Here is an 18,793-nt window from a genome sequence, read left to right as displayed (position 1 = left end):
TCGGGCTAGCGCTCGGGCACAAGATCAGAGGCGTTGGGCTTCTCTTCCAGCACGGGCAACAGGAACCGCCCGATGACCGGCAGGTGATCCGAAATCAGCAGCGTGTCATCCCGGCGGACCCTGGCCCCGATACGCTTCAGTTTCGGGCTGTGGAACAGGTAGTCGACGGTTCTGTCCGGCCCGTTGACTCGCGTGTCGTTGGGAAAGAAGGTCAGCCACTGGCCACGGTCGATACCGCTGGCTTCGCTGTTGCTGGGGATCATCGGGTATTTGTCCCAGAGCGCATGCAATTCGCTGTCGGGGTTATAGGGGGCCTGTTGCTCGGCGGGCAGGCGCCGGTACTGGCCCAGCGGCAGCAGGTTGAAGTCACCGCCGATCAGCCAGGGCGTGCCGCTGCTTTCAAGGGTGTCCAGCAATTTGCCGGTGACCTGGATCTGGCGTTGCAGCGTGTCGTCGTCACGGGTTGGCCTGCTCAGATGGGTGTTGATGACTGCAAGCCGTTCACCATCGCGCAAGGGCAGGTAGCTCACCAGCAAGGCGGGGCGCGGCTTGAACTGTCGGCTGATGATATTGGTTTCAGGCAGCGGCAGTTGCAGCCGCTCGGCATGATCGATGCGATAGCGGCTTAGGGTCGCCAGTTTCATGCCGACGCTGCCGCGGATGTGCAGGTCCGGGATGAAGTCGGCCTTCCAGTAGAACGCCTCGGTGCTGCACGGATACAGGTCCGTGACTCGCTCCTGAAGCAGGGCCAGCTGGTTCTGATAATCGGCATTCTTGGCACCGTCGCTGACTTCCTGCAGCAATACGACATCGGGCTGTTCGTCCCGGATGACGCGTGCCACTTCATCAAGGTCGTAGGCGATATCTTCGTGGGTCGGGCGTTCGTCCTCGCCGCTGCCATCGGCCATGTCGTACCAGAAGACGTAACGCTTGCCCGCCAGATACTGGATGTTCCAGGTCATGATTTTGAGTGCCTGGCCCGGCATCAGCGGTGGTGCCTGGGAGGTGCAGATGGCCGTGACCGGCTCCCGGTCTTCCGGACGCCAGGTCAGGCTATGGATCATTGCCAGCACAAGGCCGGTCAGGGTCAGGGCAATGAGTGTCAGGCGTAAGAGTAAACGGGGCATCGGCTCGGCTTGGAGCGCATGGCGCTCGGTGTCGGGTTCGCGAACGAGCATAGCCGAGCTGCCAGTCCCTGGCAGCCGTTTCGTGGCTCAAGCCTTGTTCGAAGGTTCGCTGATCAGCATGAACAGACGGAATATCACGACAGTAATGAACAGTTGCAGGAAGCTGCCGATGCTGTCGAGTACCAGGGATGCCGCAGGGCTCTGGGGCTCTGGGAACAGGTAAAGCCCCAGGCCTTCGAGCAATGACAGGGGAATGTAGACTCCCAGCACACAGGCCAGAATGCGCATGAAATGGCCGGTGGTCATCAGCATGCTTTCGCGCATCGCCATGAAGGGCGTCAGCTTGCGCATCACCAGCAGGTACTCGCTGAAAGCCAGCTTGACCATCACCCACAGGCCGGGAATGACGAACAGCGACAGCCCGAACAGAATCAGCAGAGTGCTGATGGCCGACAGCACGGCGAAGGTCGGCCACAGGCGTAGGGTCATTGCCAGCAGGTCTCGGGTCGCAGGAGCCTCGCCTCGCGTGCGGGCATCGAGAAACAGGATCAGGGCGCCCGTGTAGAGCGGATAGAACAGCAGGCCGATCAACAGCTCGTAAGCGAAGGGGGCCTCATTGCCAAGGGCCTGCTTGGCCAGGGCTTCGAGTACCACCAGCGGCAGGCACAGCATCAGGATGCTTCCCAGGTTTTGCCGGAAGAAGTACAGCGAGTCCTGGATAACGTTCAGCGGGTTCATGTGGATAAGTCGCAGGCAAAAAAGCAGGCGACACTGTAGCCCATGCCTTTTGTCGAACCAAGAGTGGCAATGACAGGGATGGTGGCTTTCTTAACTTTTTGTTCATCCGGTTGAAGCGCGCTTGTCCAGCCCCATTACCTGAGTGAAGTCCACTCATTCGACTGGACGAAGATTTCCAACGGCAATCCAGCGAGGTCGCCATGAACAGCGAAGAGCAAACCCTGATCGACGAACTTTTCTCCAAGCTGAAAAGTGCCGAAACAGCCTCGACTCCCCGTGACCCAGGGGCCGAAGCGCGGATCAAGGAGCACCTTGCCCACCAGCCCGGCGCTCCTTATTACATGGCGCAGGCGATTCTGGTTCAGGAAGCGGCAGTCAACCAGTTGAATCAGCAGCTCAGGCAACGCGACGAGCAGATCCAGCAGCTTCAGGCCGAACTCCAGCAGGCCAGGGGTCAGGCTTCGTCTGCCCCGGCCAGTGGTGGTTTTCTGTCGAGCATTTTCGGTGGCAGCTCGTCACGTGCTCCGCAGTCCCAGCCTGCCCCGGCTTCCAGCGGCGGTGGCTGGCGTGATGGTGCCGGTTTCAACCCGCCACCTGCGCAGCAAAGTGGCTATGCACCACCCCCTGCTGCGCCCAGAGGCACAGGTTTTCTGGGCGGTGCTCTGCAGACCGCAGCCGGTGTGGCGGGCGGGGTGATGCTGGCGCAAGGTATCAGTAGCCTGTTTGGGCACCACAGCCAGCCTGAGGAAATAGTTGAAGTCATTCACGATCAGCCCATGCAAAGTAATGATTCGGGCAATTGGGGGCAGCAGGATCAGCAATACATGGCTGATGACAACTATGACGATGGCGGTGGCATGTTTTCGGACGATGATTCCTTCGTCTGAGTCGCAATGGTGTCGCGGGCAACCTGCTTCCATGACGTGTAGAGGTGGTTTGCCCGTCGCTGCTTGAGCCGCGGTCTTTTTCATCTCATGGCATACTGCTGCACCGGCTGACGAATTTTGTCCGCGTCATGAGGAATTGCGGTGAAGAAGATCGCGGTGTTTGCTGATGTACAGAACCTCTATTACACCGTGCGCCAGGCGCATGGTTGTCACTTCAATTACGCCGCGTTGTGGGCGGACATCAGCTCGCGCGGGCAGATAGTCGAGGCGTTTGCCTACGCCATCGATCGCGGTGACAGCAAACAGCAACAATTCCAGCAGATCCTTCGCAACCTGGGATTCACCGTCAAACTCAAACCATATATCCAGCGCAGTGATGGTTCGGCCAAAGGCGACTGGGATGTGGGGATCACCATCGATATCATGGACGTCGCGCCGCAGGTGGATGAGGTGGTGCTGGCGTCCGGTGACGGCGATTTCGATCTGCTGCTCGAACGCATCATCGCCAAGCACGGCGTCGAGGCTGTGGCCTACGGGGTTCCGGGGTTGACGGCCAACTCACTGATTCGTGCCGCCAGCCGCTACATTCCCATCGAAGGCGCGTTGTTGCTCAAATGATGGTCATTTTTTAAGGATTGCACCCCGTGTTGGAACGTATCGCTGTCATTGACTTTGAAACCACCGGTATCTCTCCCGGCCATAACTGCCGGGCTACCGAGATTGCCGTGGTGATCATGGAGCAGGGGCGTATCGTCGATCGCTATCAGAGCCTGATGAACGCCGGGGTGCGTATTCCAGCCTTTATCGAAGGCCTGACCGGAATCAGCAACAACATGATCCGCACGGCACCCTCGGCCGATCGGGTAATGAATGATGTCTGTGATTTTGTTGGTGCAACGCCGCTGGTGGCGCACAACGCTTCATTCGACCAGAAGTTCTGGGATTATGAACTCTCGCGCATCCAGCGCACCCGCGAGCAAAGCTTTGCCTGTTCGATGTTGCTGGCGCGCCGCCTGATGCCGGGAGCACCCAACCACAAGCTCGGCACCCTCACGAGCTATGCCCGCCTGCCCAACACCGGCAAGGCTCACCGGGCTATGGCCGATGCCGAGATGGCCGCCAACCTGACGGCTTACCTGACCAACGAACTGCGCCAGACCCACGGTATCGCCGGGGTTTCCCATCAGTTGCTGTGCTCGCTGCAGAAAGTCCCCGCTGCAAAAATCAGTGAAGCGCTCAAGCGTCAGCGTGGGTTTTAGATTTCCGTTGCTGCTTCTTATCTGTCGATCGTTATCGGCACGCGCGAGCTAACCTGCGAGGGCCGGACAGGGTAAACTGCGCGCCTTGCAGTGAATTTCCCTACGGTACCCCCATGACATTCGCCTCTCTCGGCCTGATCGAACCCTTGCTGCGTGCCCTCGATGCACTTGGCTACCAGACCCCGACGCCTGTTCAGGCACAGGCGATTCCTCCGGTGCTGGCTGGCCGTGACCTGATGGCCGCCGCCCAGACCGGCACTGGCAAGACTGCCGGTTTTGCCTTGCCGCTGTTGCAGCGCCTGACCATGGAAGGCCCGAAAGTTGCCCCCAATTCGGTGCGCGCTCTGGTATTGGCCCCGACCCGTGAGCTGGCCGAGCAGGTGCATGAAAGCATTCGCCAATACGCCGAACATCTGCCGTTGAGCACTTATGCGGTGTATGGCGGCGTCAGCATCAACCCGCAAATGATGAAGCTGCGCAAGGGCGTGGATGTTCTGGTCGCCACGCCAGGCCGTCTGCTGGACCTGCACCGTCAGAACGCGGTCAAGTTTTCGCAACTGCAAACCCTGATCCTCGATGAAGCCGATCGCATGCTGGATCTGGGCTTTGCCGAAGAACTGCGCGGGATTTATGCCGCGCTGCCCAAGCGTCGTCAGACTTTGCTGTTCTCCGCCACCTTCTCGGACGAAATCCGCCTGCTGGCCTCGCAGATGCTCGACGATCCTCTGAGCATTGAAGTCAGCCCGCGCAATGTGGCGGCGTCTTCGGTCAAGCAGTGGGTAGTACCGGTAGACAAGAAGCGCAAGAGCGAGCTGTTCATCCATCTGCTGAAAAAGCAGCGCTGGAGCCAGGTGCTGGTGTTCGCCAAGACCCGTGTCGGCGTCGATCAACTGGTCGAGCGTCTGCAAGGGCTGGGCATCAATGCTGACGGCATCCATGGCGACAAGCCCCAGGCGACTCGCCAGCGTGCTCTGGATCGCTTCAAGGCCAGCGAAGTACAGATTCTGGTGGCTACCGACGTGGCAGCCCGTGGTCTGGATATCGATGACCTGCCGACCGTGGTCAACCTGGACTTGCCTATCGTGGCCGAGGATTACGTTCACCGCATCGGGCGTACCGGGCGTGCCGGTCTTACCGGGGAAGCGATTTCGCTGGTCTGCGCCGATGAAGTCGAACTGCTGTCGGCGATTGAAGTGCTGACCCGCCAGACGCTGGTGCGCAAGGAAGAGCAGGATTTCGAGCCCGAGCATCGTGTGCCGACCACCGACGCCAGCGGGCAGATACTCAAGAAACCCAAGAAACCGAAAAAGCCCAAGGTTTCAGGCAGCAAGCGCAATCTGGGCAAGTGGGTCGACAGCGGCGATAGCGAGCCCGCGCCAGTGGTCAAGGCCGTGCGCAAGGTGCCAGTGTTCAACACCGGACCGCGCAAGAAAAAGCCCTGATCTTTCGCGCCCAATGAAGGAGCGACTTCAGTCGCGAAGGCAGCATGAAGACGGTGCACTTCTTCAGCTTTCACTGGCCTCGTCGCGAGCAAGCTCCCTCCCGCGAAGGTTGTGGGAGCTGCTGCACCACTCAATGATTCCAAGCCCCGCAGCCCGACCGCTGGCAAAGCAGGCGGTCAGCAGGTAGCCGCCGGTCGGGGCTTCCCAGTCAAGCATCTCGCCAGCGCAGAACACGCCCGGCAGTTGCTTGAGCATCAACGCCTCGTCCAGCCCCTCGAAGGTCACACCGCCAGCGGTGCTGATCGCCTCATCGAGCGGACGCGGTTTGATCAGGGTCAGAGGCAGTGCCTTGATGGCCTGGCTCAGCAAGGCGGGATCGGCAAAGGCTTCCTTGGTCGCCAGCTCACGCAGTAGTGCGGCCTTGGCACCTTCCAGTCCCAACTGGCTTTGCAGGTGTTTGGACATCGAGCGCGAGCCGCGAGGTTTGCTCAGGGCTTTTTGCACATCGCTGAGCGTCTTGCCGGGCAACAGATCGATCTGCACCGTCGCCGAGCCTGCAAGGTTGATCTGCTCGCGAATCCTCGCCGAAAGTGCATAAATCAGGCTGCCTTCCACACCTGTTTCAGTCAGCACGCATTCGCCAAGCCTGGGCGTGTCGTCTGGCAGGCCGATGGCGATATTCTTCAGCGGCGCGCCCGCGAACTTGCTGCGCAGCAACTCGCTCCAGACTGCAACCTCAAAGCCGCAGTTGGCGGCCTGCAGCGGCGCAACCTCAATGCCGCGCTCTTGCAGCCAGGGCAGCCAGGCGCCATCGGAACCCAGGCGCGCCCAACTGGCGCCGCCCAGAGCGAGCAAGGTTGCATCGGGTTTGAGTGCCAGTTCGCCGTCCACAGAGGCAATACGCAGGCTGCCGTCGGCATTCCAGCCCAACCAGCGATGGCGGTTATGAATCACCACGCCCGCTTCGCGCAAGCGCTTGAGCCAGGCCCGCAGCAGCGGGGCGGCTTTCATGTCGGTCGGGAACACACGGCCCGAACTGCCCACGAACGTTTGAATCCCCAACCCATGAATCCACTTGCACAGTGCATCGGCATCAAAACGGCGCAACAAGGGCGCGATCATCGGCGCACGCTCGGCATAGCGCGACAGAAACGCCGGGTACGGCTCCGAATGCGTGATATTCATCCCGCCCACACCCGCCAGCAGAAACTTGCGTCCCACCGATGGCATGGCGTCATACAGATCGACCTTGATCCCGGCCTGGCTCAACACCTCAGCCGCCATCAACCCCGCAGGCCCGCCTCCAATGATGGCAACGGATGAAGGCGTTGGGGATTTTGAGTTGGTCATGGTGAGCGGGGAGTCAGTGATAAGAGGCTGGGCATTCTACCCGAGATTCAAGTCCTGGCCTTGAGGCATCCATATTGCTGCGGATCTAACCCAACCCCATCTCCACCCAGACCCGCTGCGCGCTGTGATGCAGTATGCCGTGTCGCCTGGCCAGGGCTTCGCGGTCTTTGCTGTAGCCGCCGCCGATAACGCCCATCACGGGGATATCACGGCCCAGGCAATGGCGTATGACGGTTTCGTCCCGTGATGCCAGGCCTTCATCGGTCAGTTGCAGGTAACCGAGGGCGTCGTCCTTGTGCACATCCACTCCCGCGTCATAGAGCACCAGATCCGGCTGGTAGATCGGCAGGAGGTAGTTGAGCAGGTCGTCGACGACTTTCAGGTAGTCCACATCGCCCATACCCATGGGCAGCGGTATGTCCCAGTCGCTTTGGGCCTTGCGGGCCGGGAAGTTCTTTTCGCAGTGCAGCGACACGGTAATGGCGTCGTCGGTGTCGGCGAGGATGCGTGCCGTGCCGTCGCCCTGATGCACGTCGCAGTCGAAGATCAGCACCTTGCCCACGCGGCCGCTGGCCAGCAGGTAATGGCTGATGACGGCCAGATCGTTGAAGATGCAGAACCCGGCCGGGTAGTCGTAGTGCGCATGATGAGTGCCGCCAGCCAGATGGCAGGCCAGACCATGCTTGAGCGCCTGTTCGGCGGTCAGCAATGAACCGCCCACTGCTCGAATGGTGCGTCGCGCCAGGTCTTCGCTCCAGGGCAGGCCCAGTCGGCGTTGGTCCTCGCGTGACAGGTCGCCGCTCAGGTAGCGCTGAATATAAGAAGGGTCATGGGCCAATGCCAGAATATCGGCCGGGCACAGTTCCGGGCGCAGAAGCTGGGTGTCCCGAACCAGGCCGCTGTCGACCAGGTGATCGCGCAGCAGGCGGAACTTGTCCATGGGGAAACGATGGCCAGCCGGGAAGTGCGGGCTGTAATCATCATGATAGATAAGCGGCAGGGACATTTTTCGTCCGGTCTGGGGTCGAAGCCGGATAGTGCCAGTAATGCAGGCCGTCGCACAGCAACCTTGGGCGTCGACAGGCTACACTGGCGCAATCATTTGCGTGGTACCCGGGAGGAATCGATGGAGCCGATACTCAAACTCGACAGCGCTCGGCTGTTGATGCGGCAATGGCGGGACGATGACCTGCCCACGTTTGCCGCCATGTGTGCGGATCCTCAGGTCATGCGCTACTTTCCCGAGCCCATGAGCCGCCTGGAAAGTGCTGCCATGATCGGGCGTGTACGGGGGCATTTCGCTGAGCTGGGCTTTGGCTTGTGGGCTCTTGAGCGTAAGGACAATGGGGCTTTTATCGGCTTTACCGGTCTTGGGGTCGTGGGTTTCGATGAGCATTTCACGCCTGCGGTGGAAATCGGCTGGCGCCTGGCGCGTGAGCATTGGGGCCTGGGTTTTGCCAGCGAGGCGGCCTGGACTGTTCTGGGCTGTGGCTTCGAGCGTCTGGGGCTGGAAGAAATCGTGTCGTTCACGGCGGTCAGCAACGAGCCATCGCAGAAGGTGATGCAAGCCATTGGCATGCAGCACGATGTGGCCGATGACTTCGATCATCCCGGCATCGAGGATGGGCATCCGCTCAAACCCCATGTCTTGTATCGAATAAACCGTGAACAGTGGCTCAACACGCTCAAACCCTGATTCAGCCAGCCGCATTAAATTCTGTATCATTTCAACCCTGCCGCGCAGGCCTTGCGCGCGCGGGTATGTTTTGTGCGAGGAGTGATGAATGAGCCAAGTGTTGGATGATCTGGTCGAGCTGCTGACGCTGGAACCGATCGAGGAAAATCTTTTTCGCGGTCGCAGCCAGGACCTTGGCTTTCGCCAGCTGTTTGGCGGACAGGTATTGGGGCAGTCGCTGTCGGCCGCCAGCCAGACTGTAGAAGAAGATCGCCATGTTCATTCCCTGCACGGCTACTTTCTACGCCCTGGCGATGCCGCCTTGCCTGTGGTCTATCAGGTCGACCGTGTGCGTGATGGCGGTAGCTTCAGCACGCGCCGGGTAACGGCGATCCAGAAGGGCAAGCCGATCTTCACCTGCAGCGCATCGTTCCAGTATGACGAAGAGGGTTTCGAGCATCAGACCACCATGCCACAGATCGCAGGCCCGGAAAACCTGCCTTCGGAGCTGGAACTGCTGACCCAGCGGGCGCACCTGATCCCCGAAGCGATGCGCGACAAGTTTCTGTGCCCCAAGCCCATTCAGTTTCGCCCGGTCACCGCTGAAGACCCTTACAACCCGAAGCCGGGGGAACCGGTGAAGTATGTCTGGTTCCGTGCCGATGGCACCTTGAAGGACGTTCCGGCGCTGCATAAATACTTGCTGGCCTACGCCTCGGACTTCAACCTGCTGACCACCTCTTTGCTGCCCCACGGCAAGACCGTCTGGCAACGCGACATGCAGGTCGCCAGTCTGGACCATTCGCTATGGTTCCACAGCGATCTGCGCGCTGATGACTGGCTTTTGTACGCCATGGACAGTCCATGGGCCGGCAACTCTCGCGGTTTCTCACGCGGCAGCATTTTCAACCGCGCCGGGCAACTGGTCGCCTCGGTCAGTCAGGAAGGCCTGATCCGCCATCGCAAGGACTGGTCATGAGCCTCAGGGATATCCCGAACTGGGTATTCGACATGGACGGCACCCTGACCATCGCCGTGCATGATTTCCCGGCCATCAAGCGGGCACTGGGTATTGCGCTGGAGGACGATATTCTCGGACACCTGGCGGCTTTGCCTGCTGATGTCTCTGCGGCCAAGCATGCCTGGTTGCTGGAGCACGAGCGCGAACTGGCGCTGGCCTCGCGACCGGCCGAAGGTGCTGTCGAACTGGTGCGCGAGCTGGCCGGGCGCGGTTATCGCCTGGGTATCCTGACCCGCAATGCCCGCGAGCTGGCTCATATCACCCTTGAGGCGATTGGTGTTGCGGACTGTTTTGCGATCGAGGATGTGTTGGGCCGTGACGAAGCGACACCCAAGCCGGATCCGGCTGGCCTGCTGAAGCTGGCGGGTGCGTGGGATGTGTCGCCCGGGCAGATGGTCATGATTGGCGACTACCGCCATGACCTGGATTGTGGCCGTGCAGCGGGGGCAAAAACCGTGCTGGTCAACCTGCCCGAGAATCCCTGGCCAGAGCTGACCGACTGGCATGTCGCCGATTGTGTGGCATTGCGGGGGATGCTGGATCTGTGATTTTCGCGAATGAATTCGCTCCTGCGGGAGCGAATTCATTCGCGAACTGTGCGCAATCAAAACGGCTTGAACAAGACTGCCTGCCCTTCAGGCGACGTAAAGATCCCGTCACCGCTGTGCCCGACTTTCGGCACGATGACCAGATGCTGGCTCAGCCCTTCCGGGTGACGTTTTTGCAGGTACTTGAAGTAGTTCTGCCCGCGAGTCAGCCTGTTCGGGCCCTGTGCCTCGGCGGCGCAGGTCTTGTCCAGTGCAGGGTGGTTGATGTCGGTGTCCAGTTCGCCCAGCAGGTAAGTGATATCGCGCTTCACATAGGCTTTTTCGATATCCGCAGGCTTTTCCTTGCCTGAGTAGAACGGCATTTTCTTCAGGCCGTACTTCCAGTCGTCGAAGTTGGGGCAGCTTTGCGCCGATACGGTTTCAGGGCGCTCTGCGTCGAAGTAGGCATAGGAGGACGGGTTGGCGATCACGTAGCGCAGTTTCACGCCTTCACGGTTGAGCAACGCATCTTCCTTGCCGCCAATCATTGCGTAACGCTGCACTACCTGGGCGCCGCCGGAATGGCCCGCGATGACAATTTCCTTGAGGTTGGGGAACAGCTTGCTGTCGCTCAGGCGCTTGAGGATATGGTCAATGACGATAAACGAGCTGATCGGCTTGGGGTCCACAGCCGTGGCGCCTTCCATCCAGCTGTTCTGGCGCCAGCGCAGGATCGAGTCGGACAAGTGGTGGGCAACGATATCTTTTTCGTCCAGAAACTGTGGGGCAATCAGCAGGGTCTTGCTGCGCTCCTTGGACTGGTTGGCCGCCCGCTCGATGCTGCGCAGGTAGGTTTGCGCATTGCGCAGGCGACCGTGCAGCACGATCACGACGCGCTCGATTCGTGGTTTTGGATGCACCCATTCCTGGCTCAGGCCCAGCGTTGCCTGGCTGCCATTGATGATAAGGCGATCCGGGCTGATCGATTTTACCGCTTGATCCTCGGCATGAGCGCCGAGGCTCGCGAAGGCAGTGCTTAACAACAGGACCATAAGCGGTTTAATCATGTGCTCAGAGACTCTTGGCGGCGAACGTATCGCATTGGTTGATTTGACCTTGTGCAAAGCCGGTCTTGAACCAGCGCACGCGCTGGGCTGACGTTCCATGGGTGAAGGAGTCCGGTACGACCCGGCCACGGCCTTGCTGCTGCAAGCGATCATCGCCAATGGCGTTTGCCGCATTCAGTGCCTCTTCAATATCACCCGGCTCAAGCCAGTTCAAACGCTTTTGTGCGTTGTAGGCCCAAACACCCGCAAGACAGTCGGCCTGCAATTCCTGGCGGACCAGCAGACCGTTATTGCCTTCCATGCGTTGGCCTTGTTGGCGAGCCGTCTGGACCTTGGCTGAAATACCCAGCAGGGTCTGCACGTGATGGCCCACTTCATGGGCGATGACGTAAGCCTGGGCGAAATCCCCGGCAGCCGAAAAGCGTTGGGACATTTCCCGGAAGAAATCCAGGTCCAGATAAATCTGCTGGTCGGCCGGGCAATAGAAGGGGCCTGTGGCCGAAGTCGCGAAACCGCACGCGGAGTTCACTTGACCGCGAAACAGCACCAGAACCGGGTCCTTGTACTGTCGGCCACTCTGGGCAAACACGGCCCGCCAGGTATCTTCGGTATCGCCCAGCACGCTGCGCACGAACTCGGCCTGCTGATCGTTGGCGGGCGGAGCCTGGCGTGTCTGGGGTGGGACTTGAGAGGTTTGCTGGGTCATTTCACCGGTGAGCTGCCCGAGAATCTGCATCGGATCCTGGCCGGTCAGCAGGCCGAAGGCGACGATAATCACTATGCCGCCCAGGCTCAGTCCCTTGCCACCGATGCGCATGCCGCCACCGCCGCTACTGCCATCGCGAGCATCGACTACGTTGTCGCTGCGTCGGCCTTTTTTCCACAACATTCTGAAGCCCTCCGCTGAACTCTAGGGAGTGTTGCCGGTGATACGTCATTGCGCCAGTCCGGCGGTCTATCTGGCCAGCATCAGACCGGTTTTGCCCGGTGCTCGTTCTCTACGGGGGGCGCTGCATCGGCAAAGTGATTGACCCGGCGCAGGCTCTTGAACCCGATCATCCAGGCGCCCACGACGCCCAGGGTGCACAGACCGCCCATGATTGCCGCAGGAACCGGGCCGATCAGGGATGCGCTGGTGCCGGCACGGAACTCGCCGAGTTCGTTGGATGAACCGATAAACAGCATGTTGACCGCATTGACCCGGCCACGCATGGCATCCGGTGTCGAGAACTGTACAAGGGCCGAGCGAATATAGACGCTGACCATGTCCGCTGCGCCTGCGATCAACAAGGCAAAGCAGGACAGCCAGAAGAGGGTGGACAGGGCAAACACAAGGTTCGCCACGCCGAACACACCGACGGCCAGAAACATGGTCATGCCGACATTGCGATCCAGAGGCCGCATGCTCAGGTAAACCCCGGTCGCCAGTTCGCCCAGGCTCATGGCGGCGCGCAGTGCTCCCAACCCTTGTGGCCCGAGATGCAGGACCTCATGGGCATAGATCGGCAACAGGGCCACCACGCCACCGAGCAATACGGCGAACAGGTCCAGAGAAATGGTGCCCAGAATGATTGGCCGGGAGCGAATGAAGGCGATGCCAGCAGTAAAGCGCTGCCAGGCCCCGTCACCCAGGTCCACAGGCTTGCCTGCAAAAGGCGTTGCGACCCGGCTCAGGCACAGAATGCCCACCAGGAATGAAAGCACACAGGTCGAATACGTCAGCTCTGCACCACCCAGCGCATACAGACCGCCCCCGATCAACGGCCCGGCCACGGTGGAGCAGCGCATGATGACGCTGTTGGTGGCGATGGCCGATGCGAGTTGTTCCCGGGGCACAATCTGCGGCAGCAGGCTTTGCAGCGCAGGCCCTGTGAATGCACGGGCGCAGCCATAGAGCACGAGAGCCCCGTAGATCAGACGCAGGTCTTGCAGCTTGAGAGCGGAAAACAGCAACAGGATCAGCCCGCACAGTGCTTGCACTGCCCAACTGATGCTCAGGATCAGCTTGCGGTTGTAGCGATCGATCAGATCCCCGGCCGGCATGAGCAGCAGCAACATGGGGATGAACTGGGCAAGACCCACATAGGCCAGCGCCATCGGCTCGCGGGTCATGTCATACACCTGCCAGGCCACGACTATGGCCTGGATCTGCATGGCGAAGACCGCCAGCAGCCGTGCGAAGATGAAATTGACGAAACCTGGTGCGCGGGACAGTTTGACTGATGAGGCGGGGGATTCAGAACTCAAGACAGTTATCCATCGAAGCGGGGGAATACGCGGGTGGCGTTATACCTTAGCCCATGGAGCGCTACACATGAAGTAACTAAATTGTTTTGTGTGGTGTTGTTCGCGAATGAATTCGCCTCCTACGGATTAGGTGTAGGAATTCATTCGCGAAAGGTTGCAGGGTCTGCTTAGGAGCGAATTCATTCGCGAAGGCTATCAACGCCTGACCAGCAGAACCCCTGATTCCATGTGGTGTGTATAGGGAAACTGGTCAAACAGTGCGCAGCGCTCGATCCGGTGGGTATCGTGCAGTTGGGCGATGTTGGCGGCCAGGGTTTCCGGGTTGCAGGAAATGTACAGGATGCGATCGAAGCGGCGGGTCAGCTCGCAGGTGTCCGGGTCCATGCCGGCCCGTGGCGGGTCGACGAACACACTGGCGAACTCATAGCTCTTCAAGTCCACGCCTTGCAGGCGGCGGAAAGGACGTACATCGCTCAGCGCCTGGGTCAGCTCTTCGGCAGACAGACGCACCAGCGTGACGTTATCCACTGCGTTGTCATCCAGGTTGCTCAGCGCAGCATTCACCGATGTCTTGCTGATTTCTGTCGCCAGCACTTTGCGCACGCGGGTGGCCAGCGGCAGGGTGAAGTTGCCGTTGCCGCAATACAGCTCCAGCAAATCGTCAGTACGCTCGCCCAGCGCGTCATAGGCCCAGTTGAGCATTTTCTGGTTCACGGTGCCGTTTGGCTGGGTGAACGCGCCTTCAGGCTGGCGATAGCTGAACGTGCGACCGGCGACTTCCAGCTTTTCTGTCACGTAATCCAGGCCGATCACCAGGCGCTGGCCTTTGGAGCGGCCGATCAGGCTGACATTCAGCTCGCTCGCCAATGACTGCGCTTCGGCTTGCCATTCTTCGTCCAGCGGGCGGTGATAGCACATGGTGATCATGGCATCGCCCGCGAGGGTGGTCAGGAAGTCCACCTGGAACAGCTTGTGGTTCAGCGTCGGGCTGGCTTCCCAGCGCTCTCGTAGCACAGGCATCAGCGCATTGATACGCTCGCTGGCAATCGGCAGGCCTTCGAGCAGGATCGGCGTCTTGTTGTCGCCCGGCGCGAACATGGCGTAGTAACGCTTCTGGTCTTCGCGCCACAGGCGAAATTCCGCACGCAGGCGGTAATGCTCGCGTGGCGAGTCGAATACCTGCGGTTCGGGTGCGTCGAAAGGGGCCAGCAGCTCACGCAACCGGACGGCTTTTTCTTCGAGCTGACGATCGTAGCTCGCGGGATCGAAAGGAACACTCATGCGTTGAACCAGCCCAGCTTGATCACGAACAGAATCGACAGGATCACCAGCGCCGAATTCAGCTCGCGCCCGCGTCCCGAAAGCAGCTTGATTGCTGTCCAGGAAATGAAACCAAAGGCGATGCCGTTGGCGATGGAGTAAGTGAAAGGCATGGCCAGGGCGGTAATCACCACCGGTGCCGCGACTGTGAGGTCTTCCCAGTCGATTTCAGCCATGCCGGAAGCCATCAGCACGGCAACGAACAGCAATGCCGGTGCCGTGGCGAAAGCGGGCACGCTGCTGGCCAAGGGTGCGAAGAACAGTGCCATCAGGAACAGCACGCTGACCACGATGGCGGTCAGGCCGGTGCGGCCACCGGCACTGACGCCGGCTGCGGATTCGATGTAGCTGGTGGTGGTCGAGGTGCCCAGCAGCGAGCCAGCCATGGCCGCAGTACTGTCGGCGATCAGCGCACGGCCCATTTTCGGCATGTGGCCGTCCTTGCCCATCAGGCCCGCACGCTTGGCGACGCCGATGAGGGTGCCGGAGTTATCGAAGATATCCACGAACAGGAAGGCGAAGATGATGCTGACCAGTCCAACGTCCAGCGCGCCCATGATGTCCAGTTGCAGGAAGGTCGGAGCCAGGGAAGGTGGCATCGACACCACGCCTCCGAACGGCGTGAAGCCCAGCAGGATGGAGGCAAGGGTGGTAACCAGAATGCCGATCAGGACTGCGCCGCGGACCTTGAGCTGGTCCAGCGCCACGATCAGGAAGAAGCCCAGGGTCGCCAGTATCGGCGCCGGTTGTTTCAGGTCGCCCATGCCGATCATGGTCGCCGGGTTACTGACCACGATGCCGGCGTTATGCAGGGCGATCAGCGCCAGGAACAGGCCGATGCCTGCTGCAATGGCCGAGCGCAGGGGCAGGGGAATGCTGTTGATGATCCACTCGCGGATCTTGAACAGTGACAGCAGGAAAAACATCACCGCTGAAATGAAGACCGCACCCAGCGCCACCTGCCAGGTATGGCCCATGTGCAGGACCACGGTGTAGGTGAAGAAGGCGTTCAGGCCCATGCCCGGTGCGAGGGCTATCGGGTAGTTGGCGATCAGGCCCATTACGGCCGAGCCGATGGCGGCGGCCAGGCAGGTCGCGACGAACAGCGCGCCCTTGTCCATGCCGGTTTCGCCCAGGATGCTCGGGTTGACGAACAGGATGTATGCCATGGCCAGGAAGGTCGTGACGCCCGCCAGTATCTCGGTCCTCACGTTGGTGTTGTGTGCCTTGAGTTGAAACAGCCTTTCCAGCATGTCTGGCTCTCCGTAACGCGGCCTGCGTCGTAAATGTTTGACTCCAGAAGCAAAGCACAGGCTGACGCAGCAGCCCGCCGTTTCTGCGAGTCGGAAAAAGCCGCGCATCATACCAGCAGGTTGAGGCTGTGGCTGCTTTGTGAAGTGCTCCTTATCGGCTGAACACAAAGACCGTTCTGCAGCATGAGGCAACTCGCCACGCGGCAATAGACCACACAACCTCAAGGGCTGAATGGGACTACTCTTTCATGGTCGGTTGATCTGCATCATTGCACTCACGCATTCGGTGTGAACCGAAAGCATGAAACCAGCATCGAGATACTCATCAGAAGACTTCCGATGCACCGACTCCCTGACCGTGGGGCAATCGCTGATGGCTTTCTGCCAAAGGCTGGTATCACCTGATAGAGAGGAAGAATCATGTTCGGTTTGGAGGCACTAGATCTTGCCCGCATCCAGTTCGCATTCACGATTTCGTTCCATATCCTGTTTCCTGCCATCACCATCGGTCTGGCGAGTTACCTGGCTGTGCTCGAAGGCTTGTGGCTGAAAACCAGCAACGACGTATACCGCGACCTCTACCATTTCTGGTCGAAGATATTTGCCGTCAACTTCGGCATGGGCGTGGTTTCCGGGCTGGTCATGGCCTATCAGTTCGGCACCAACTGGAGCCGCTTTTCCGACTTTGCCGGCGCGGTTACCGGGCCGTTGCTGACCTATGAGGTCCTGACGGCATTCTTCCTTGAAGCAGGCTTCCTGGGTGTAATGCTGTTCGGCTGGAACCGTGTTGGCCGCAAGCTGCACTTCTTCTCGACGGTCATGGTCGCCATCGGCACCCTGATCTCCACCTTCTGGATCCTGTCGTCCAATAGCTGGATGCAGACGCCGCAAGGTTTTGAAATCATCGACGGTCGCGTGATCCCCACCGACTGGTTCGCAGTGGTCTTCAACCCGTCCTTCCCGTATCGCCTGGCGCACATGTCGATTGCCGCCTTTGTGGCGACCGCTTTCTTCGTCGGTTCTTCGGCGGCCTGGCACTTGTTGCGTGGCCGCGATACACCGCAGATCCGCACGATGCTGTCGATGGCCATGTGGATGGCGTTGCTGGTCGCGCCACTGCAGGCCGTTGTCGGTGACTTCCATGGTTTGAACACGCTCAAGCATCAGCCGGCAAAAATCGCCGCCATTGAAGGTCACTGGGAAAACATCGGTGACGAGCCGACGCCTCTGATCCTGTTCGGCTGGCCCGACATGAAGGAAGAACGGACTAAATATGCTGTGGAAATCCCCTATCTGGGCAGTCTGATCCTGACCCACAGCCTGGACAAGCAAGTCCCGGCGCTCAAGGAGTTCAAGCCTGAAGACCGGCCTAATTCGACCATTGTGTTCTGGTCGTTCCGGATCATGGTCGGCCTGGGTTTCCTGATGATCTTTACCGGGTTGTGGAGCCTCTGGCTGCGCAAGCGTGATGCGCTTTATAGCAACCGTGCTTTCCTCTATCTGGCGTTGTGGATGGGGCCCTCGGGTCTGATCGCGATCCTGGCGGGCTGGTTCACCACGGAAATCGGTCGTCAGCCCTGGGTCGTCTACGGCCTGATGCGCACGGCGGATGCTTCGTCCGGCCACAGCGTCACACAAATGAGCATCACCCTGGTGCTGTTCGTGGTCGTCTACTTCCTGCTGTTTGGCGCCGGCCTCAGTTACATGTTGCGTCTGGTGCGCAAAGGACCGAAGAAACACGTCGAACATACACCGACCGGCGGTCCCGGCCAGAAACGCACACCAGCCCGTCCGCTCTCCGCTGCCGAAGAAGGCTCCGAAGACGGCGACAACCTCGACAGCCTGAGCAAGGGGAACTGAGTCATGGGCATCGATCTTCCACTGATCTGGGCGGTCATCATCATCTTCGGCATCATGATGTATGTGGTGATGGACGGTTTTGACCTGGGCATCGGGATTCTCTTCCCGTTCATGAAAGACAGCTCCGACCGCGACGTGATGATGAACACCGTCGCTCCAGTCTGGGACGGCAATGAAACCTGGCTGGTTCTGGGCGGTGCAGCGTTGTTCGGTGCTTTCCCCATGGCCTATGCGGTGGTGCTGTCGGCACTCTATCTGCCGCTGATCTTCATGCTGATGGGGCTGATCTTTCGCGGCGTGGCTTTCGAGTTCCGCTTCAAGGCCACGGAAGAGAAGCGTCACCTGTGGGACAAGGCGTTCATTGGCGGCTCACTGGTTGCGACCTTCTTCCAGGGCGTGGCGCTGGGGGCTTTCATCGAAGGCATTCCGGTGGTCAACCGCGAGTTCGCCGGTGGTTCGCTGGACTGGCTGGCGCCGTTCCCGATGTTCTGTGGCCTGGCCCTGATCGTCGCTTATGCGTTGCTGGGCTGCACCTGGCTGATCATGAAGACCGAAGGGCCGTTGCAGACGGCGATGCACGATCTGGCACGTCCCCTGGCGCTGGCGACGCTGGCGGTCATCGGTATTGTCAGTCTCTGGACGCCGCTGGCTCACCCGGACATCGCTCAGCGCTGGTTCAGCCTGCCAAACCTGTTCTGGTTCATGCCCGTGCCGATTCTGGTGCTGGTCACCCTGTACGGTCTGTTCAAGGCAGTGGCCCGCAATGCCCATTACACGCCGTTCCTGCTGACGCTGCTGCTGATCTTTCTGGGCTACAGCGGCCTTGGGATCAGCTTGTGGCCCAATATCATTCCGCCGTCGGTTTCCATCTGGCAGGCTGCTGCTCCGCCTCAGAGTCAGGGCTTCATGCTGGTGGGCACGCTGTTCATCATCCCGTTCATTCTGGGGTACACCTTCTGGAGCTATTACGTGTTTCGCGGGAAGGTGACTGCTGAAGACGGTTATCACTAGAGGAGATTG

General features: G+C 60.0%; 18 protein-coding genes. 9 read left to right on the top strand and 9 right to left on the bottom strand.

The annotated features are described in order from the left end of the window. Positions 1-5: 5 nt before the first annotated feature. Both CKW23_RS14460 and CKW23_RS14455 read right to left on the bottom strand, forming a co-directional pair. On the bottom strand, positions 6-1,178 hold the full coding sequence (locus tag CKW23_RS14460; RefSeq protein ID WP_025261922.1) for an endonuclease/exonuclease/phosphatase family protein: 1,173 nt from the start codon (positions 1,176-1,178) through the stop codon (positions 6-8). Between the two features lie 36 nt (positions 1,179-1,214). Continuing rightward, positions 1,215-1,865 carry a YciC family protein gene (locus CKW23_RS14455; RefSeq protein WP_025261921.1) on the bottom strand — a complete coding sequence of 217 codons (651 nt, stop codon included), beginning with the start codon at positions 1,863-1,865 and terminating at the stop codon, positions 1,215-1,217. Between the two features lie 200 nt (positions 1,866-2,065). Between CKW23_RS14455 and CKW23_RS14450 the strand changes: the two genes are divergently transcribed. The 4 genes from CKW23_RS14450 (at position 2,066) to CKW23_RS14435 (ending at position 5,453) form a co-directional block, all read left to right on the top strand. Further along, a complete protein-coding gene (locus tag CKW23_RS14450; RefSeq protein WP_025261920.1) occupies positions 2,066-2,752 on the top strand; it encodes a DUF2076 domain-containing protein in 687 nt (228 codons plus the stop codon). 141 nt (positions 2,753-2,893) lie between these two features. After that, positions 2,894-3,370 (top strand): NYN domain-containing protein, encoded by a 477-nt coding sequence (locus tag CKW23_RS14445; protein ID WP_025261919.1) that lies wholly within the window; start codon positions 2,894-2,896, stop codon positions 3,368-3,370. Positions 3,371-3,399: 29 nt separating this feature from the next. Further along, positions 3,400-4,011 carry a PolC-type DNA polymerase III gene (locus CKW23_RS14440; protein ID WP_025261918.1) on the top strand — a complete coding sequence of 204 codons (612 nt, stop codon included), beginning with the start codon at positions 3,400-3,402 and terminating at the stop codon, positions 4,009-4,011. A 113-nt stretch (positions 4,012-4,124) separates the two neighbouring features. After that, complete coding sequence (locus CKW23_RS14435; RefSeq protein ID WP_025261917.1) at positions 4,125-5,453, top strand: DEAD/DEAH box helicase; 1,329 nt, start codon at positions 4,125-4,127, stop codon at positions 5,451-5,453. Between the two features lie 63 nt (positions 5,454-5,516). Here the strand turns inward: CKW23_RS14435 and CKW23_RS14430 are convergent, their stop codons facing one another. Both CKW23_RS14430 and CKW23_RS14425 read right to left on the bottom strand, forming a co-directional pair. Further along, entirely contained in the window at positions 5,517-6,803 is a 1,287-nt protein-coding gene (locus tag CKW23_RS14430; RefSeq protein ID WP_025261916.1) for a TIGR03862 family flavoprotein, read from the bottom strand. An 85-nt stretch (positions 6,804-6,888) separates the two neighbouring features. Continuing rightward, positions 6,889-7,809: a histone deacetylase gene (locus CKW23_RS14425; protein WP_025261915.1), complete on the bottom strand. Its 921-nt coding sequence runs from the start codon at positions 7,807-7,809 to the stop codon at positions 6,889-6,891. Positions 7,810-7,929: 120 nt separating this feature from the next. On the opposite strand from CKW23_RS14425, the gene CKW23_RS14420 reads away from it, so the two are divergent. The 3 genes from CKW23_RS14420 (at position 7,930) to CKW23_RS14410 (ending at position 10,047) form a co-directional block, all read left to right on the top strand. Then, positions 7,930-8,499, top strand: a complete 570-nt coding sequence (locus CKW23_RS14420; protein WP_025261914.1) for a GNAT family N-acetyltransferase — start codon at positions 7,930-7,932, stop codon at positions 8,497-8,499. An 88-nt stretch (positions 8,500-8,587) separates the two neighbouring features. Then, on the top strand, positions 8,588-9,457 hold the full coding sequence (gene tesB, locus CKW23_RS14415) for an acyl-CoA thioesterase II (protein WP_025261913.1): 870 nt from the start codon (positions 8,588-8,590) through the stop codon (positions 9,455-9,457). Then, positions 9,454-10,047, top strand: coding sequence for an HAD family hydrolase (locus CKW23_RS14410; protein ID WP_025261912.1), 594 nt, complete (start codon positions 9,454-9,456; stop codon positions 10,045-10,047). The genes tesB and CKW23_RS14410 overlap by 4 nt, the downstream gene beginning before the upstream one ends. A 56-nt stretch (positions 10,048-10,103) precedes the next feature. Here the strand turns inward: CKW23_RS14410 and CKW23_RS14405 are convergent, their stop codons facing one another. The 5 genes from CKW23_RS14405 to CKW23_RS14385 all read right to left on the bottom strand — a co-directional run bounded on the left by CKW23_RS14405 (position 10,104) and on the right by CKW23_RS14385 (position 15,913). Beyond that, entirely contained in the window at positions 10,104-11,093 is a 990-nt protein-coding gene (locus CKW23_RS14405; protein WP_095067770.1) for a hypothetical protein, read from the bottom strand. A 4-nt stretch (positions 11,094-11,097) separates the two neighbouring features. Continuing rightward, positions 11,098-11,982: a neutral zinc metallopeptidase gene (locus CKW23_RS14400; protein ID WP_025261910.1), complete on the bottom strand. Its 885-nt coding sequence runs from the start codon at positions 11,980-11,982 to the stop codon at positions 11,098-11,100. A gap of 80 nt (positions 11,983-12,062) precedes the next feature. Next, positions 12,063-13,340: an MFS transporter gene (locus tag CKW23_RS14395; RefSeq protein WP_095067769.1), complete on the bottom strand. Its 1,278-nt coding sequence runs from the start codon at positions 13,338-13,340 to the stop codon at positions 12,063-12,065. A gap of 195 nt (positions 13,341-13,535) precedes the next feature. Further along, a complete protein-coding gene (trmA, locus tag CKW23_RS14390; protein ID WP_025261908.1) occupies positions 13,536-14,621 on the bottom strand; it encodes a tRNA (uridine(54)-C5)-methyltransferase TrmA in 1,086 nt (361 codons plus the stop codon). After that, entirely contained in the window at positions 14,618-15,913 is a 1,296-nt protein-coding gene (locus CKW23_RS14385; protein ID WP_025261907.1) for an NCS2 family permease, read from the bottom strand. The genes trmA and CKW23_RS14385 overlap by 4 nt, the downstream gene beginning before the upstream one ends. A gap of 420 nt (positions 15,914-16,333) precedes the next feature. On the opposite strand from CKW23_RS14385, the gene CKW23_RS14380 reads away from it, so the two are divergent. Together CKW23_RS14380 and cydB are read left to right on the top strand one after the other, a co-directional pair. Continuing rightward, positions 16,334-17,773 carry a cytochrome ubiquinol oxidase subunit I gene (locus tag CKW23_RS14380; protein WP_025261906.1) on the top strand — a complete coding sequence of 480 codons (1,440 nt, stop codon included), beginning with the start codon at positions 16,334-16,336 and terminating at the stop codon, positions 17,771-17,773. 3 nt (positions 17,774-17,776) lie between these two features. Further along, on the top strand, positions 17,777-18,784 hold the full coding sequence (cydB, locus tag CKW23_RS14375; RefSeq protein WP_025261905.1) for a cytochrome d ubiquinol oxidase subunit II: 1,008 nt from the start codon (positions 17,777-17,779) through the stop codon (positions 18,782-18,784). The last annotated feature ends 9 nt before the right edge of the window (positions 18,785-18,793 follow it).

This window comes from Pseudomonas sp. Irchel 3A18 (assembly GCF_900187465.1).
Lineage (GTDB): Bacteria > Pseudomonadota > Gammaproteobacteria > Pseudomonadales > Pseudomonadaceae > Aquipseudomonas > Aquipseudomonas cichorii.
Note: the sequence above shows the minus strand (reverse complement) of the source record. Positions and strands in the feature narration are given on the sequence as shown.

Coding starts and splice junctions, on each gene's coding strand:
- CKW23_RS14460 (WP_025261922.1), bottom strand. CDS start 1,178: ATGCTCGTTCGCGAACCCGACACCGAGCGCCATGCGCTCCAAGCCGAG.
- CKW23_RS14455 (WP_025261921.1), bottom strand. CDS start 1,865: ATGAACCCGCTGAACGTTATCCAGGACTCGCTGTACTTCTTCCGGCAA.
- CKW23_RS14450 (WP_025261920.1), top strand. CDS start 2,066: ATGAACAGCGAAGAGCAAACCCTGATCGACGAACTTTTCTCCAAGCTG.
- CKW23_RS14435 (WP_025261917.1), top strand. CDS start 4,125: ATGACATTCGCCTCTCTCGGCCTGATCGAACCCTTGCTGCGTGCCCTC.
- CKW23_RS14430 (WP_025261916.1), bottom strand. CDS start 6,803: ATGACCAACTCAAAATCCCCAACGCCTTCATCCGTTGCCATCATTGGA.
- CKW23_RS14425 (WP_025261915.1), bottom strand. CDS start 7,809: ATGTCCCTGCCGCTTATCTATCATGATGATTACAGCCCGCACTTCCCG.
- CKW23_RS14420 (WP_025261914.1), top strand. CDS start 7,930: ATGGAGCCGATACTCAAACTCGACAGCGCTCGGCTGTTGATGCGGCAA.
- tesB (WP_025261913.1), top strand. CDS start 8,588: ATGAGCCAAGTGTTGGATGATCTGGTCGAGCTGCTGACGCTGGAACCG.
- CKW23_RS14410 (WP_025261912.1), top strand. CDS start 9,454: ATGAGCCTCAGGGATATCCCGAACTGGGTATTCGACATGGACGGCACC.
- CKW23_RS14405 (WP_095067770.1), bottom strand. CDS start 11,093: ATGATTAAACCGCTTATGGTCCTGTTGTTAAGCACTGCCTTCGCGAGC.
- CKW23_RS14400 (WP_025261910.1), bottom strand. CDS start 11,982: ATGTTGTGGAAAAAAGGCCGACGCAGCGACAACGTAGTCGATGCTCGC.
- trmA (WP_025261908.1), bottom strand. CDS start 14,621: ATGAGTGTTCCTTTCGATCCCGCGAGCTACGATCGTCAGCTCGAAGAA.
- CKW23_RS14385 (WP_025261907.1), bottom strand. CDS start 15,913: ATGCTGGAAAGGCTGTTTCAACTCAAGGCACACAACACCAACGTGAGG.
- CKW23_RS14380 (WP_025261906.1), top strand. CDS start 16,334: ATGTTCGGTTTGGAGGCACTAGATCTTGCCCGCATCCAGTTCGCATTC.
- cydB (WP_025261905.1), top strand. CDS start 17,777: ATGGGCATCGATCTTCCACTGATCTGGGCGGTCATCATCATCTTCGGC.